Source organism: Blautia sp. DFI.1.216 (genome assembly GCF_020594215.1).
GTDB classification, from domain to species: Bacteria; Bacillota; Clostridia; order Lachnospirales; family Lachnospiraceae; genus Blautia_A; species Blautia_A wexlerae.
Genome location: NZ_JAJDML010000012.1, coordinates 13661 through 29272, shown reverse-complemented (window position 1 = coordinate 29272; position 15612 = coordinate 13661). Strand labels below are relative to the sequence as shown.

Sequence of the window (15612 nt, the reverse complement as noted above, 5' to 3'; positions counted from 1 at the left end):
ATAACATGAATAAAAAAGAATAGCAACCTTCAGATGTTTGTGGTATGGTTATAATAATAAAATGTACTCTCGGAGTCTTTATTGCACTTGCTTTTGCGGCTGATTTTTTGTTAGCTGCACCCGAATTTTATCAACGTACGCACCGCGTACGCCTCAAAAATTTGGGCACATCTAACAAAAAATCTTCTCACAAAATCAAGTACAAAAAGATTCCGAGAGTACATTGAAAGAGAACGGAGGAAATCTTTTATGGGAAAATATATTATGGCACTGGATGCCGGGACGACCAGCAACCGCTGTATCCTGTTTAATGAAAAGGGAGAACGTTTAAGTGTTGCACAGAGAGAATTTACCCAGTATTTCCCGAAACCGGGCTGGGTAGAACATGATGCAGATGAGATATGGGCCAGTATGCTGGGTGTGGCAGTAGAGGCAATGACCAAGATCGGAGCAGATGCTTCAAAGATCGCTGCGATCGGAATCACAAACCAGAGAGAAACTGCAATCGTATGGGATAAAAATACCGGCGTACCTGTCTATCATGCGATCGTATGGCAGTGTCGCAGAACATCGGAATACTGCGACTCGCTGAAAGCCAGAGGACTGACTGAGAAATTCAGGGAGAAAACAGGGCTTGTGATCGATGCTTATTTCTCTGCAACAAAAATAAAGTGGATTCTGGACAATGTAGAAGGAGCCAGAGAGAAAGCGCAGAAAGGGCAGCTTTTGTTTGGAACTGTGGAAACCTGGCTGATCTGGAAACTGACAAAGGGCAGAGTCCATGTTACAGATTATTCCAATGCATCCAGAACCATGCTTTTTAATATCAATACTTTACAGTGGGATCAGGAAATTTTGAATGAACTTGACATTCCAAAGTCCATGCTTCCCAAACCAATGCCATCCAGCTGTATTTATGGAAAAGCAGATCCGGCAGTCCTTGGCGGTGCTATCCCTATTGCAGGTGCAGCAGGTGATCAGCAGGCTGCTTTGTTTGGCCAGACCTGCTTTAATGCCGGAGAAGCAAAAAATACTTATGGCACGGGATGTTTTCTTCTGATGAATACAGGAGAGAAACCTGTCTTTTCAAAGAACGGACTGGTTACTACGATTGCGTGGGGATTGGACGGAAAGGTAACCTATGCACTGGAAGGATCAATTTTTGTTGCAGGTGCAGCTATCCAGTGGCTGCGAGATGAATTAAAGGTAATTGATTCCTCTGAAGATTCCGAGTATATGGCAAATAAAGTATCAGATACACATGGATGTTATGTTGTGCCGGCCTTTACAGGACTGGGAGCTCCCCACTGGGATCAGTATGCGAGAGGTACGATCGTAGGAATTACCCGCGGTGTGAACAAATATCATATTATCCGCGCAACGCTGGAATCTATTGCCTATCAGGTAAATGACGTACTAAATGCCATGAAAGCAGATTCAGGCATTAATCTGGCGGCATTAAAAGTTGATGGCGGAGCCAGTGCCAACAATTTCCTGATGCAGACACAGGCAGATATTATCAATGCACCGGTCAACCGTCCATGCTGTGTTGAGACAACTGCAATGGGGGCTGCTTATCTGGCAGGTCTGGCAGTAGGCTACTGGAGCAGTAAAGAAGAAGTGCGCCACAATTGGTCCATTGACCAGAAATTCTACCCGTCTATCACCGAAGAAACAAGAGAGCAAAAGATTAAAGGATGGAATAAAGCTGTGAAATATTCTTACGGATGGGCGAAGGATGAATAAAGCCATTTCAGGATATGAAGTGGAATTCATATTTGCTTACATTTTATCAGCAAAGCTAAATAAAATTCAGTGTATTGACAATCTTACAGAGATAGTGGTACGGTAATACAGTAATTTCGGCAAAGGCCGATGATTTTGAAGTTTTACAAATTACATAACGAATATTGAGGTGCGAAAAAATGCAGGAAATGAAACCAATCAAAGAAGGTAAAGTACGTGAGATTTATGACAACGGTGACAGCCTGATCATGGTTGCGACAGACCGCATCAGCTGCTTTGATGTTATCCTGAACAATCAGGTAACCAAGAAGGGAACTGTACTGACTCAGATGTCCAAGTTCTGGTTTGACATGACAGAAGACATTCTGCCGAACCACATGATTTCTGTAGATGTAAAAGACATGCCTGAATTTTTCCAGCAGGAGAAATTTGACGGAAACAGCATGATGTGCCGTAAGCTTGAAATGCTACCTATCGAGTGTATTGTGCGTGGATATATTACAGGAAGCGGATGGGAAAGCTACAAAAAGACAGGTAAAGTCTGCGGTATTGAATTACCGGAAGGCCTGAAGGAATCCGACAAGCTTCCTGAGCCAATTTATACTCCGTCCACAAAGGCTGAGATTGGTGATCATGACGAAAATATCTCCTATGAGCAGAGTATCGCTCACCTTGAGAAATATTTCCCGGGCAGAGGAGAGGAATTAGCTGCAAAACTTCGTGATAATACAATTGCACTTTATAAGAAATGTGCGGAATACGCATTAAGCAAGGGAATCATCATCGCAGATACCAAATTTGAATTTGGTCTGGATAAAGATGGAAACATGGTGATCGGTGATGAGATGCTCACACCGGACAGCTCCCGTTTCTGGCCTGCTGAAGGATATGAACCGGGACATGGCCAGCCATCCTTTGACAAACAGTTTGCACGTGACTGGCTGAAAGCAAATCCGGACAATGACTGGACACTTCCGCAGGATATTGTAGATAAGACAATCGGAAAATATCTTCAGGGTTATGAAATGCTTACAGGTAAGAAATTATAATAATTCAGAGATATAGCAGATACTGCTGTTCGAAACATTGATAAAAGTTCGGACAGCAGTATTTTTTGATAAAATGCCACAAAAGTGTGGAAATCAGATAAATTTTTTGTTACACTAAAGTGAAGAAGGTAATGGAAGAGACAGGATTGTAGTCATGGTGTGTAGTTATATTTTTGTTTCTGAGATTATGAAAATGTGTAAGGAGAAAAAGGTTTATGAAAACATTGAAAAAGTTGCTTTTTATCATAATGGCAGTTGCTGTTTTAGCTATGCCGGTATTTGGTGTACAGGCTGCGGAAAGTGATATTCCTGTTACAGAGCAGCCCGGGGTATCCCCGACGCCATCTCCGGTTCCCATAAGAGAACTGGTTACAAAGGGAAACAAGATTTACTATTATTATAAGGGAAAAATGGTTAAGAACAAATGGAAGAGATATAATGGCTATAAGTATTATTTTGGCGCAAATGGAAATGCTGTGCGGGGAGGACAGCGTATCAACAATGTAGTTTATGTTTTTGATGAGAAAGGACGTTTATTTGAGAATAAACAGAATAAAATTGTAAAATCCGGATCCAATATTTATCATATAAGGACAGAACACGGCCGTGCCAGCATTGGATATTTTATCTATAAGAATAATCTGTATTATGCGGATCCAAAAGGAAGGCTGTATCAGAAGAAATCCAGACAGAACGGCCAGCTTTATTTTACCAATTCCGGTGCTGCAAGAAAAGATTATAATGCTCTGCTGAAAATGCGTGTGATGCAGATTGTATCGTCAATCACAAATTCAGGTATGAGTCAGAGCCAGAAGCTTTATGCATGTTGGAAATATGTTGTTTACGGAGGATTTTACTATGGTGGTCCGGATCCTAACATTTACCAGAGTGGCTGGGCGCGCAGTGAGGCATTGAGGATGTTTCGTACAGGATATGGCAACTGTTATGGATTTTCCTGTATTTTTGCTGCTCTTGCAAGAGAAATAGGATATACACCGTATATGATCTGTGGCCGGGTACCGGGAAGCAGAGATGGAGCGGCAGATGGCTTCACCCGTCATTGCTGGGTAGAAATCAATGGTCTTTATTATGATCCGGAAGCGCAGTATGCCGGTTGGATGACAGGGGTTTATGGTTATGATTATTACCCGATCAGTCACCAGATCCTAAGAGTTGTTAACTTTTGTAAATTCTAATGTGCAGATAAGTTGACTAATTATATGAGAGGTGTTTCTATGGAAAGCAGAATTGCAGTGATCAGTATTATAGTAGAGAATTCAGATTCTGTAGAATGTCTGAACAGGATTCTTCATGAATATGGCATTTATATCATCGGCAGAATGGGGATTCCTTACAGGCAGAGAGGGATAAGCATTATCAGTGTGGCAATAGATGCACCTCTGGATATAATCAATGCACTGACCGGAAAAATTGGCCGGCTGGCAGGGGTTTCAGCAAAAACAGTCTATTCGAAAGCTTAGAGGAAATGAAAATATATGGCATCAGCAGAGTTGCAGATACCTGAACACATTCAGGAGACACAGAATATTACCAGAGAAGAACTGGAAATGATTTTACATACACAGAATCCACTGGTAACGGAAGAACTACGAAGAAGAGCACAACAGACCGCAAAAGCAATTTATGGAAATAAAATTTATGTCCGTGGTCTGATCGAATTTACAAATTACTGCAAGAACAATTGTTATTATTGTGGTATACGCTGTTCAAATACGGATGCAGACAGATACCGGCTTTCTTTGGAACAGATTTTGTCCTGCTGTGAAACAGGATGGAATCTTGGTTTTCGGACTTTTGTTCTGCAGGGCGGGGAAGATCCGCATTTCACAGATGAACATATTTGTCAGATTGTCCGCACGATTAAAGAAATATACCCTGACTGTGCAGTGACTCTTTCTATTGGAGAAAAGAGTGAAGAAAGCTATCAGGCATATTTTAATGCAGGCGCTGACAGATATCTCTTGCGTCATGAGACAGCAGATGAAGATCATTACAAAAAACTTCACCCGGAACAGATGTCCCTGGTTTTCAGAAAAAATTGTCTGAAAAACCTGAAGAAAATAGGATATCAAACCGGATGTGGATTCATGGTAGGATCTCCGGGACAAACTGTAGATACACTTTACCGCGATTTTTTATTTATTAAGGAATTAAAGCCTGAAATGATAGGAATCGGACCGTTTATTCCTCACAAAGACACCCCGTTTGCTAAAGAATTACCCGGAACTCTGGAGCAGACTCTGCGATTATTGTCAATTATCCGCCTGATCCACCCACACGCACTTCTTCCGGCAACAACAGCCCTTGGAACCATAGACCCCAAGGGCAGAGAGAAGGGAATTTTGGCAGGGGCCAATGTAGTAATGCCCAATTTATCACCGGTCAATGTCCGGGATAAGTATACCCTTTATGATAATAAGATCTGTACAGGTGATGAAGCTGCTGAATGCAAAGCCTGTATGGCAGCACGTATGAAGAGCATTGGTTATGAAGTAGTGACAGACAGAGGCGATTATAAAGCATGACTGCAGTTCACTCCTGAATAACTTAAGCATCCGCGATAAGCGGAACATAAAACTGAATATAGAAAAAACTAATCGGAAAGCGGCAGATAAGGAAGCCCCTGACCGAAAAGAAAGGAAACAAATCTATGTATAATCCAAAATCATTAAAAGCAGAGGAATTTATTTCCGACGAAGAGATCAGAGAAACCCTTGCATATGCAGATGCAAACAAAGAAAATGTGGCGCTGATCGACCAGATCCTTGCGAAGGCAAAAGAATGTAAAGGACTTACCCACAGAGAAGCCTCTGTCCTTCTTGCCTGTCCCATTCCTGAGAAGATTCAGGAGATGTATGATCTGGCAGCGGAGATCAAGAAAGAATTCTACGGAAACAGAATCGTTCTGTTTGCCCCTCTGTATCTTTCCAACTATTGCGTAAACGGCTGTGTGTACTGTCCGTATCATAAGAAAAATCAGCATATTGCCCGCAAAAAACTTACTCAGGAAGAAATTGTAAAAGAAGTAACTGCTCTTCAGGATATGGGACATAAACGTCTTGCTATTGAAGCCGGAGAGGATCCGATCAATAATCCCATTGAGTACATTCTGGAATGCATCCAGACAATCTACAGCATTAAACATAAGAACGGTGCCATCCGACGTGTCAATGTAAATATTGCGGCCACAACTGTGGAAAATTACAGGAAATTAAAAGATGCAGGAATCGGTACCTACATTCTTTTTCAGGAGACTTATCATAAAGAAAGTTACGAAACACTTCATCCAACAGGTCCGAAACATAACTATGCCTATCATACAGAAGCAATGGACCGCGCAATGGAAGGCGGCATTGATGACGTAGGACTGGGTGTATTATTTGGTCTTGAACTTTACAGGTATGAGTTTGCCGGGCTTCTGATGCATGCGGAACATCTTGAGGCAGTTCATGGAGTAGGTCCTCATACTATCAGTGTGCCTCGTATCAAACATGCGGATGATATTGATCCTTCTGCTTTTGATAACAGTATCAGTGATGAAATTTTTGCCAAAATCTGTGCACTGATCCGGATTGCTGTGCCATATACGGGAATGATCATTTCCACAAGAGAAAGTAAAGCAGTTCGTGAAAAAGTACTTCCTCTGGGAGTTTCTCAGATCAGCGGTGCCTCCAGGACAAGTGTTGGCGGGTATGATGTTCCTGAAACAGAAGATGAAGTGACATCTGCACAATTTGACGTCAGTGACCAGAGATCTCTGGATGAAATCGTTAACTGGCTGATGGGTATGGGAGATATCCCAAGCTTCTGTACTGCCTGTTACAGAGCAGGAAGAACAGGTGACCGTTTTATGTCTTTGTGCAAAAGTAAACAGATTTCCAACTGCTGCCATCCCAATGCGCTGATGACATTGATGGAATATCTCCAGGATTATGCAAGCCCTGAGACGAAAAAAGTCGGACTGGAGCTGATTCAAAAAGAACTGGAAAATATCCCGGGCGAAAAGATAAGGAAACTCACAGAGGAACACCTTGCAGATATTGTAAACGGACAGAGAGATTTCCGATTCTGACATTCTCTGCACTTTTAACGATCAATACAACACCTGAAAGAAGGGATTAATATGGCAGTGACATTGAACGAAACACCTTCCGGAAACCGTCTGCATATCGGAATCTTTGGCAAAACCAACAGTGGAAAATCCTCATTTATCAATACTTTTTCCGGACAGAAAGTATCGATTGTTGCGGATGTTGCCGGAACTACCACAGATCCTGTATATAAACCAATGGAAATCTATCCTCTTGGTCCCTGTATCATCATCGATACGGCAGGATTTGATGATGAAGGAGAACTGGGTGCATTACGAATAGAAAAAACCAGTCTGGCTGCACAGAAAACTGAACTGGCGATCATCCTTTTCTGCGAGGATGAAATGGTACAGGAATTAAAATGGTATAACTATTTTAAGAAACGGCAGACACCGGTAATTCCGGTGCTTGGTAAAGCTGATCTATATACACAGGAACAAAAAGAATATCTGATTCAGATGATTCAGAAAAATACAGGAGAAACGGTCTGTCCTGTCAGTTCTGAAACGGGAGAGGGAATCCGGAAATTAAAAGAGCTTCTGGCAGAAAAAATCCCGGAAGGCTACGGTAACAGAATGATCACCGGGAATCTGGTTTCCAAAGATGATCTGGTACTCCTTGTAATGCCACAGGATATCCAGGCACCAAAGGGACGGCTGATCCTGCCCCAGGTACAGACTCTACGAGAACTGCTGGATAAAAGATGTCTCATAATGAGTGTAACTACTGACCGGTATCCGGCTGCATTGCAGACTCTTTCCAGACCACCGAAGCTGATCATCACAGATTCTCAGGTGTTCCCATACATCTATGAGAACAAACCAAAAGAGAGCATGCTTACTTCCTTTTCTGTACTGTTTGCGGCATACAAGGGAGATCTTTCTTACTACATAGAGGGAGCAAAAGCAATTGACAGTCTGAAAGAAACTTCTCATGTACTGATTGCCGAATGCTGCACACATGCACCTCTGAAAGAGGATATTGGCAGAGTGAAAATTCCCCGGATGCTGAAAAAACGATTTGGAGAAAACCTGCAGGTAGATCTGGTAAGCGGAACCGATTTTCCGGATGACCTTACCGGATATGATCTGATCATCCAGTGCGGAGCATGTATGTTTAACCGGAAATATGTGATGTACCGCATCGACAGGGCAAAGAAGCAACAGGTACCTGTGACCAATTACGGGATAACCATCGCACATCTTACCGGAATACTGGATCATGTGGCATTGCCGGAATGATGATTCCAATCCCGAAAAATAACAGATATTAACAAATACATAAAGACTGCTGTACAGTTAGATTACTGTATGGCAGTTTTATTGTTATATTACAGGAAATTAATCCTGCTAATCCTGCAAGCAGGATTCTTTTTTATAAATAATTGCTTCACAATTTGGATGAATTTCGCAAAATTTTCATGAAGATATTGACAAGCAGCCTATGTTAGTTTATACTAACTTACAGTTAGAGAAAGTTAACCATACCCAAAGTATTATCAATGCCCGATTATCAGGCAAGGGATAAATACTTTCCAATCCCCATATTAATATATCTAAAAGAACAAAAGGAGGATAATACATGAGTATTGTAATCGTAGGCGGACATGACAGAATGGTAGGGCAGTACAAAAAAATCTGTAAATCTTATAAATGTAAATGCAAAGTCTTCACACAGATGGAAGCCGACTTCGGAAAAAAGATAGGATGTCCGGATCTTCTGGTACTTTTTACAAATACCGTATCCCACAAGATGGTAAAATGCGCACTGGACGAGGTTGGCGCTTCTACAGATATTGTGCGCTGCCATACCAGCAGTGGAAATGCACTTAACGGTATTCTTGAAGCACGTTGCTGATAAATACTTTTCTTGTATATATTGCATAATATAGTGATAAATTAATGAAAAAAATTATTAATGTTTTAAACTGAAAAACTTTATCATTAAAAATTTCAATAAAGTTATTGACATCTAACCAAAATTAGAATACACTAACCACATGATAAAGATAATGTTTATCACTTATTAAATGCAAAGGAAGGGATGAAGAAATGCCGTTATCAATGGTAAATGCAGGTGAACCTTTTACAATCAAAAGGATCGGAGGCAAAGAAGAAGTGAAGAGACATCTTGAGGAGCTCGGCTTCGTAGTAGGAGGAGTTGTCACGGTTGTTTCTGAGATTAACGGAAGCCTGATCGTTAATGTTAAAGAATCCAGGGTTGCCATTGGAAAAGATATGGCAAGCAAAATTATGGTCTGAACCATAATTTCTTCCTGAAAGAAAAATAAAATTCCAGAGCGTATAGATTGTGGAAATGATTTTTCAGACACGCTCCGGGGAAAGAAGGGAAAGAAACTTGAAGACATTAAAAGAAGTTCATGTTGGAGAGACCGTTAAAGTCCAGAAACTTACCGGTGAAGGTCCGGTCAAGAGAAGAATCATGGATATGGGAATTACTAAAGGCGTGGAAATTTATGTAAGAAAAGTTGCACCTCTGGGAGATCCTGTAGAAGTAACTGTAAGAGGATATGAATTATCCTTACGTAAAGCAGATGCCGAAATGATTGTAGTGGAATAATTTTTTTGACATCATGTTAGGTCTTTCTAACAATTAGCCTTGTCTAATAGTTAACGAAAGTTAAGTATTAGTGATGACTAATAACTGTTGAGAATGATAAATGATATCAGCAGTAGAAAGATTGGATAAAGCGATCAAAATAAAAGTGATCAAGAAATCAGAGGAGAGAGATTATGTCAGTAAAAATTGCACTCGCAGGTAATCCGAACTGCGGTAAAACGACATTATTCAATGCACTGACCGGCTCAAATCAGTTTGTAGGTAACTGGCCAGGTGTAACTGTCGAGAAAAAAGAGGGTAAGCTGAAGGGACACAAGGATGTGGTCCTCACTGACTTACCTGGTATTTATTCTTTATCACCATATACACTTGAAGAGGTAGTTGCAAGAAATTACATTCTTCAGGAAAAACCGGATGCGATCATCAATATCGTTGATGGTACCAATATTGAACGTAACCTGTATCTTACAACACAGATTCTGGAACTTGGGATTCCGGTCATCATGGCAGTCAACATGATGGATATCGTTGAGAAAAACGGTGATACAATACATATTGATAAACTGAAAAAGAAACTCGGCTGTGAAGTTGTTACTATTTCTGCTCTGAAGGGAACTGGAATCACAGAAGCTGCAAACAAGGCAGTTTCCATTGCCCAGAGCCACCGGAAAGTAACACCTGTCCATGAATTCTGCGATAAAGCAGAAGAGATCATCGGAGCAGTTGAGAATAAACTGACCGGTGTGGTACCGGAAGAACAGAAGAGATTCTTCGCAATCAAGCTTCTTGAAAGAGATGACAAGATCATTGAGCAGATGAATACATCCGTAAATGTATCTGCCGAGATCAAAGAAATGGAAAATGAGTTTGACGACGATACAGAAAGTATTATCACAAATGAGAGATATGTTTATATTTCTTCTATCATTGGTCAGTGTGTGACTAAGGCAAGAAAAGATAAGCTTTCCACATCTGATAAGATCGACCGTATTGTTACCAACAGATGGCTGGCACTGCCGATCTTTGCAGTTGTAATGTTTATCGTATATTATGTATCTGTAACTACAGTTGGTGCTTTCGTAACTGACTGGACAAACGATGTTCTGTTTGGTGAGATCATTCCTCCGGCAGTTGAATCAGGGCTGAATGCGATTGGCTGTGCAGCATGGTTACAGGGACTGATCCTTGACGGTATTGTAGCCGGTGTGGGAGCTGTTCTCGGTTTCGTACCTCAGATGCTTGTACTGTTTGCATTCCTTGCATTCCTTGAGTCCTGTGGTTACATGGCTCGTGTAGCATTCATCATGGACAGAATTTTCCGTAAATTCGGTCTTTCAGGTAAATCCTTCATTCCAATGCTTATCGGCAGTGGATGCGGTGTTCCAGGTGTTATGGCTTCCCGTACGATCGAGAATGACCGTGACAGAAAGATGACAATCATGACAACTACATTCGTTCCCTGCGGAGCTAAACTTCCGATCATTGCCATGATCGCAGGTGCATTCTTCGGAAACAGCGGATGGGTTGCAACAAGTTGTTACTTTGTCGGTATTGCAGCAATTATCTGCTCCGGTATCATCTTAAAGAAAACAAAAATGTTTGCCGGTGATCCGGCTCCGTTCGTTATGGAGCTTCCTGCATACCACTGGCCAACAGTCAGCAATATCTTAAGAAGTATGTGGGAAAGAGGCTGGTCCTTCATTAAGAAAGCCGGAACAATCATCCTTCTTTCAACAATCATTCTGTGGTTCTTAATGAGCTTCGGATGGGAAGGCGGAAGCTTCGGTATGGTTGAAGAACTTAACGAGAGTATCCTTTCTAAGATCGGTACAGCAATCGCATGGATCTTTGCACCTCTTGGCTGGACAAAAGCCGGCGAAGGATGGAAGATGGCAGTTGCAGCTGTTACAGGTCTGATCGCAAAAGAGAATGTAGTAGCTACATTTGGTATGCTTTATGGATTCGCAGAAGTTGCAGAAGACGGTGCTGAGATCTGGGGTAACCTGGCAGCAGCCATGACACCGATCGCAGCTTACGGCTTCCTGGTATTCAACCTTCTTTGTGCTCCTTGCTTCGCAGCTATGGGTGCGATCAAGAGAGAGATGAACAATACAAAATGGTTTTTATTTGCAATCGGATATCAGTGTGGACTTGCATATCTTGTGTCTCTGTGTATCTATCAGATCGGTACACTGGTTACAGGCGGCGGTTTCGGTATCTGGACAGTGGTTGCATTCGCAATTATCATCGGATTTTTATATCTGCTGTTCAGACCTTATAAGGAAAGCGGCAGCCTTAATGTAAAGGTAAAGGGTATGGCAAAAGCCAGATAAAACAGTAATAAGATCAGAGCCTGCGTCCCATCTGGTGGTGCGGGTTCTGATAAACAGAATTGCAACTGTTTCATACCTTTTTCATCGCGGAGCGTGTTACTGAGAACGAAGTGAACAGTAACGTATCTTCACAGTTAGTGGACTGCTGATTATCAGATTGCAGTATAGTGATTATATGTGTATGATAATGATATAAAGCAGGAGGTGTCATTTATGGGAACATTGATTGTAGGAGCAATTTTGATTTTAATTGTCGGACTGATCATAAGAGGAATCGTCAGAGACAAAAAAAGCGGCAAGTCATCATGTGGCGGAGACTGCAGCCACTGCAGAGGGTGCCATTGAGAATCAGGCATATTACTGAAACCTGATGCCAAACAGCAGCCATATGTCAGGAAACAGAAATTAACAAGCGGAAGGATGATGTGATTTTGGGAGCAGCAGCATTACAGAGACAGGAAAATTGTAAAGAGCCCAATTACCAGAGAACCCGAATGCAGAAAGATGTTGTAATCCAGGAATTAAAGAAGCGAGGATGCAGGATTACCAAACAGAGAAGAATGCTGTTGGAAGTCATTCTTGAAAATGAGTGTTCCTGCTGTAAAGAAATCTATTACAATGCATCCCGCCTGGATCCGGGCATCGGATCAGCTACGGTTTACCGTATGGTAAATCTTTTGGAAGAAATTGGTGCGATCAGCAGAAGAAATATGTATAAAATCGTGAGAAATCCGGATTGTAAAGATGAAAGTGTATGCACCATTGAGCTGGATGACAATACAGTCCAGAAATTATCAAAAGACAGTTTTAACAATGTAGTTCTGACAGGACTGAAGGCCTGTGGATACATTGACAAACAGGAAATTGAGCGGATGTTCGTAAATTCCTGTGATTTTAAACATTGAAAACAAGTAAAAATTTAAATAGAGAACGAACTGATGACCGCCGGGAAATACTGAAGAGTATAATTTCCGGTGGCTTTCTTATATTTCTTCAGTTTTTTACTCTCTTTTGGCAATACGGTTTCCGGTAACCTTCTTAACATGCCTGAAATGAGAACATTTCTCAACAAGAAGAAAAAAGTAGAAATCCAGAAATTTTGGTTGTATAATACATGAAATATAAATAAGCTGATGTCGCAATAATGCGTTTGCCCATCATATTTATCTGAAAACAGTTCATAACTGTTCAGCACCAAAAGGGTGCTGAGTGGTTACAATAAATTAAAAATCACAACAGGAGGATACATCAATGATTAAATTTGACGGTAAAAAAACAGGAATCTTTGCAGCAGGAGTAGCTTTCGGTACAGCAGGTATCAAGATTCTTACAAGTAAAGATGCAAAGAAATTATACACAAACTGCACAGCAGCCGTTTTACGTGCAAAGGCATGTGTAATGAAAACAGCTTCCGCAATTCAGGAGAATGCTGAGGATATTTATGCAGAAGCACAGCAGATCAACGAAGACAGAGCAGCAGCTGAGGAAGTGGTAGAAGATACAGCTGACGAAGCAGCAGAAGAAACAGAAGAGACAACAGATTTCAAAGAAGAGACAGAAGAAACAAAAGAAGGCAGCGAGGAATAATGAAATTTGCTATTAAGCATGAAATAAAAGGACGAATTCGTATCCACCTTGCGCAGAAACACATGACCTACAGACAGGCGGATATTCTGCAGTGTTATCTGGAGAAAGAGGCAAATATCAGCAAAGCATCGGTTTATGTAAGAACTCAGGATGTCGCTGTTGTCTATACCGGCAGCAGAGATGGGCTGATTCGTTTACTGAGCAGATTTTCCTATGAAACTGCTCAGGTATCTGAATCAGCACTTGAGAATTCCGGACGTGAATTAAATGAAACCTATAAAGAAAAACTGATCAACTCTGTAGTAATGCGTACATTAAATAAAATGTTTCTGCCATACCCGGTACGTGTAGCAATCACTACAGTAAAATCAGTGAAATACATTTATCATGGTGTACGTACTCTGATGAAGGGCAAACTGGAGGTACCTGTTCTGGATGCAGCAGCAATCGGTGTATCTATGCTCCGCGGTGACTTCAATACTGCAGGTTCCACCATGTTCCTGCTTGGAATCGGTGAGATCCTTGAGGAATGGACACATAAGAAATCCGTCAATGACCTTGCAAGAAGCATGTCTATCAATGCAGAGAAAGTATGGTTTGTAAACGAAGACGGACAGGAGGTTCTTATATCTGCTTCTTCTGTTAAAGCAGGTGATCTGATACGCGTACATATGGGCAATGTGATTCCATTTGACGGAGATGTTGCAGCAGGAGAGGCAATGGTCAACCAGACTTCTCTGACAGGTGAATCTGCGCCTGTACGTAAAGCAGAAGGCAGTTTTGTCTATGCAGGAACTGTTCTGGAAGAGGGCGAACTCACTGTTAAGGTTAAAGAAGCAGCAGGTTCCAGCCGCTATGAGAAGATCGTCAACATGATCGAGGATTCTGAGAAGCTGAAGTCCTCTGTGGAAAGTAATGCAGAACATCTTGCAGACAGACTTGTACCATACACTCTTGCAGGTACAGGGATAACTTATCTGCTTACCAGAAACATGACGAAAACCCTTGCGGTACTTATGGTAGATTTTTCCTGCGCACTGAAGCTTGCCATGCCTGTTTCCGTATTATCCGCTATACGTGAGGCAAGTACTCACAGTATTACTGTAAAGGGCGGTAAATATATGGAAGCAATGGCTGATGCCACGACTATTGTATTTGACAAGACGGGTACACTTACAAAAGCAAAGCCTGTAGTTTCAGATGTGGTATCTTTCAGTGAAGAACTGAGTTCAGATGAGCTTCTGCGTATTGCAGCATGTATGGAGGAACATTTCCCTCATTCCATGGCAAGAGCAGTTGTCAATGCAGCCAAAGAGAAACATCTTGTTCATGAGGAAATGCATTCAAAAGTAGAATATATCGTAGCTCATGGTATTTCTACAACTATTGAAGGCAAAAAGGCAGTGATCGGAAGCTGGCATTTCGTAATGGAAGATGAAAAGTGTGTAATTCCGGAAGGAATGGAAGACAGATTTGAACACCTGCCATTAGAATGTTCTCACCTGTATCTTGCAATCGAAGGAAAACTTGCAGCAGTTATCTGTGTAGAGGATCCGCTTCGTGAAGAGGCTGCAGATGCAGTACGTGAATTAAAAGAAGCCGGCATTACAAAAGTCGTAATGATGACCGGTGACAGTGAACGTACAGCAGCAGCTATTGCGAAACGTGTAGGCGTAGATGAATATTACTCCGAAGTTCTGCCGGAAGATAAGGCATCTTTTGTAGAGAAAGAAAAAGAACTGGGTCATAAAGTTATTATGATCGGTGATGGGATCAATGATTCTCTGGCACTTTCTTCTGCAAGTGTGGGAATTGCTATCAGTGATGGCGCAGCTATTGCACGTGAAATCGCAGATGTTACAATTTCTGCAGATAATCTCCATGAGATTGTTACGTTAAAGAGACTGAGTACAGCGCTGATGAAGCGTATCCACAATAATTACAGAACTATTATCGGTATAAACGGCGGTCTGATCGCACTTGGAGTTACAGGTATCATTATGCCTACAACATCCGCACTGCTTCATAACATGTCAACACTGACTATCAGTTTAAGAAGTATGAGAAATCTTCTTCCGAAAGAAGAGGAAGCATAAAGATAACCATAAAAAACCATATCCGGGATTTCATGATAAAGCAACAGATGCTTAGTCTCTGAAAATCCGGGATATGGTTTTTATTATGTTTTTATTTATAGCAATTCTC

General features: G+C 41.5%; 15 protein-coding genes. All 15 read left to right on the top strand.

The features are described 5' to 3' along the window. Positions 1–249 precede the first annotated feature (249 nt). On the top strand, positions 250–1746 hold the full coding sequence (glpK, locus tag LJE11_RS06610) for a glycerol kinase GlpK (protein WP_025577002.1): 1497 nt from the start codon (positions 250–252) through the stop codon (positions 1744–1746). A gap of 179 nt (positions 1747–1925) precedes the next feature. Then, entirely contained in the window at positions 1926–2795 is an 870-nt protein-coding gene (locus LJE11_RS06605) for a phosphoribosylaminoimidazolesuccinocarboxamide synthase (RefSeq protein WP_020993888.1), read from the top strand. 215 nt (positions 2796–3010) lie between these two features. Beyond that, on the top strand, positions 3011–3991 hold the full coding sequence (locus LJE11_RS06600) for a transglutaminase domain-containing protein (protein WP_008703048.1): 981 nt from the start codon (positions 3011–3013) through the stop codon (positions 3989–3991). A gap of 39 nt (positions 3992–4030) precedes the next feature. Beyond that, the gene (locus LJE11_RS06595; protein WP_020993889.1) at positions 4031–4276 is read left to right on the top strand and encodes a TM1266 family iron-only hydrogenase system putative regulator; all 246 of its coding nucleotides are present in this window, start codon (positions 4031–4033) and stop codon (positions 4274–4276) included. 15 nt (positions 4277–4291) lie between these two features. Further along, positions 4292–5341, top strand: coding sequence for a [FeFe] hydrogenase H-cluster radical SAM maturase HydE (gene hydE / locus LJE11_RS06590; RefSeq protein WP_008703051.1), 1050 nt, complete (start codon positions 4292–4294; stop codon positions 5339–5341). Positions 5342–5466: 125 nt separating this feature from the next. Beyond that, positions 5467–6888, top strand: a complete 1422-nt coding sequence (hydG, locus tag LJE11_RS06585) for a [FeFe] hydrogenase H-cluster radical SAM maturase HydG (RefSeq protein WP_020993890.1) — start codon at positions 5467–5469, stop codon at positions 6886–6888. A 51-nt stretch (positions 6889–6939) separates the two neighbouring features. Then, positions 6940–8148 (top strand): [FeFe] hydrogenase H-cluster maturation GTPase HydF, encoded by a 1209-nt coding sequence (gene hydF / locus LJE11_RS06580; protein ID WP_008703055.1) that lies wholly within the window; start codon positions 6940–6942, stop codon positions 8146–8148. Positions 8149–8488: 340 nt separating this feature from the next. Next, positions 8489–8764: a DUF2325 domain-containing protein gene (locus tag LJE11_RS06575; RefSeq protein WP_008703057.1), complete on the top strand. Its 276-nt coding sequence runs from the start codon at positions 8489–8491 to the stop codon at positions 8762–8764. 194 nt (positions 8765–8958) lie between these two features. Continuing rightward, complete coding sequence (locus tag LJE11_RS06570; RefSeq protein WP_008703058.1) at positions 8959–9168, top strand: FeoA family protein; 210 nt, start codon at positions 8959–8961, stop codon at positions 9166–9168. Between the two features lie 97 nt (positions 9169–9265). Then, positions 9266–9487 (top strand): FeoA family protein, encoded by a 222-nt coding sequence (locus tag LJE11_RS06565; protein WP_022380698.1) that lies wholly within the window; start codon positions 9266–9268, stop codon positions 9485–9487. Between the two features lie 173 nt (positions 9488–9660). Further along, positions 9661–11820 carry a ferrous iron transport protein B gene (gene feoB / locus LJE11_RS06560; RefSeq protein ID WP_118613700.1) on the top strand — a complete coding sequence of 720 codons (2160 nt, stop codon included), beginning with the start codon at positions 9661–9663 and terminating at the stop codon, positions 11818–11820. A 213-nt stretch (positions 11821–12033) separates the two neighbouring features. Then, a complete protein-coding gene (locus LJE11_RS06555; protein ID WP_008703063.1) occupies positions 12034–12165 on the top strand; it encodes a FeoB-associated Cys-rich membrane protein in 132 nt (43 codons plus the stop codon). A 149-nt stretch (positions 12166–12314) separates the two neighbouring features. Continuing rightward, positions 12315–12725: a transcriptional repressor gene (locus LJE11_RS06550; RefSeq protein WP_008703065.1), complete on the top strand. Its 411-nt coding sequence runs from the start codon at positions 12315–12317 to the stop codon at positions 12723–12725. Between the two features lie 346 nt (positions 12726–13071). Beyond that, positions 13072–13407 carry a DUF6110 family protein gene (locus LJE11_RS06545; protein WP_118613698.1) on the top strand — a complete coding sequence of 112 codons (336 nt, stop codon included), beginning with the start codon at positions 13072–13074 and terminating at the stop codon, positions 13405–13407. Further along, positions 13407–15503 (top strand): heavy metal translocating P-type ATPase, encoded by a 2097-nt coding sequence (locus tag LJE11_RS06540; RefSeq protein WP_118670270.1) that lies wholly within the window; start codon positions 13407–13409, stop codon positions 15501–15503. The genes LJE11_RS06545 and LJE11_RS06540 overlap by 1 nt, the downstream gene beginning before the upstream one ends. Positions 15504–15612 lie beyond the last annotated feature (109 nt).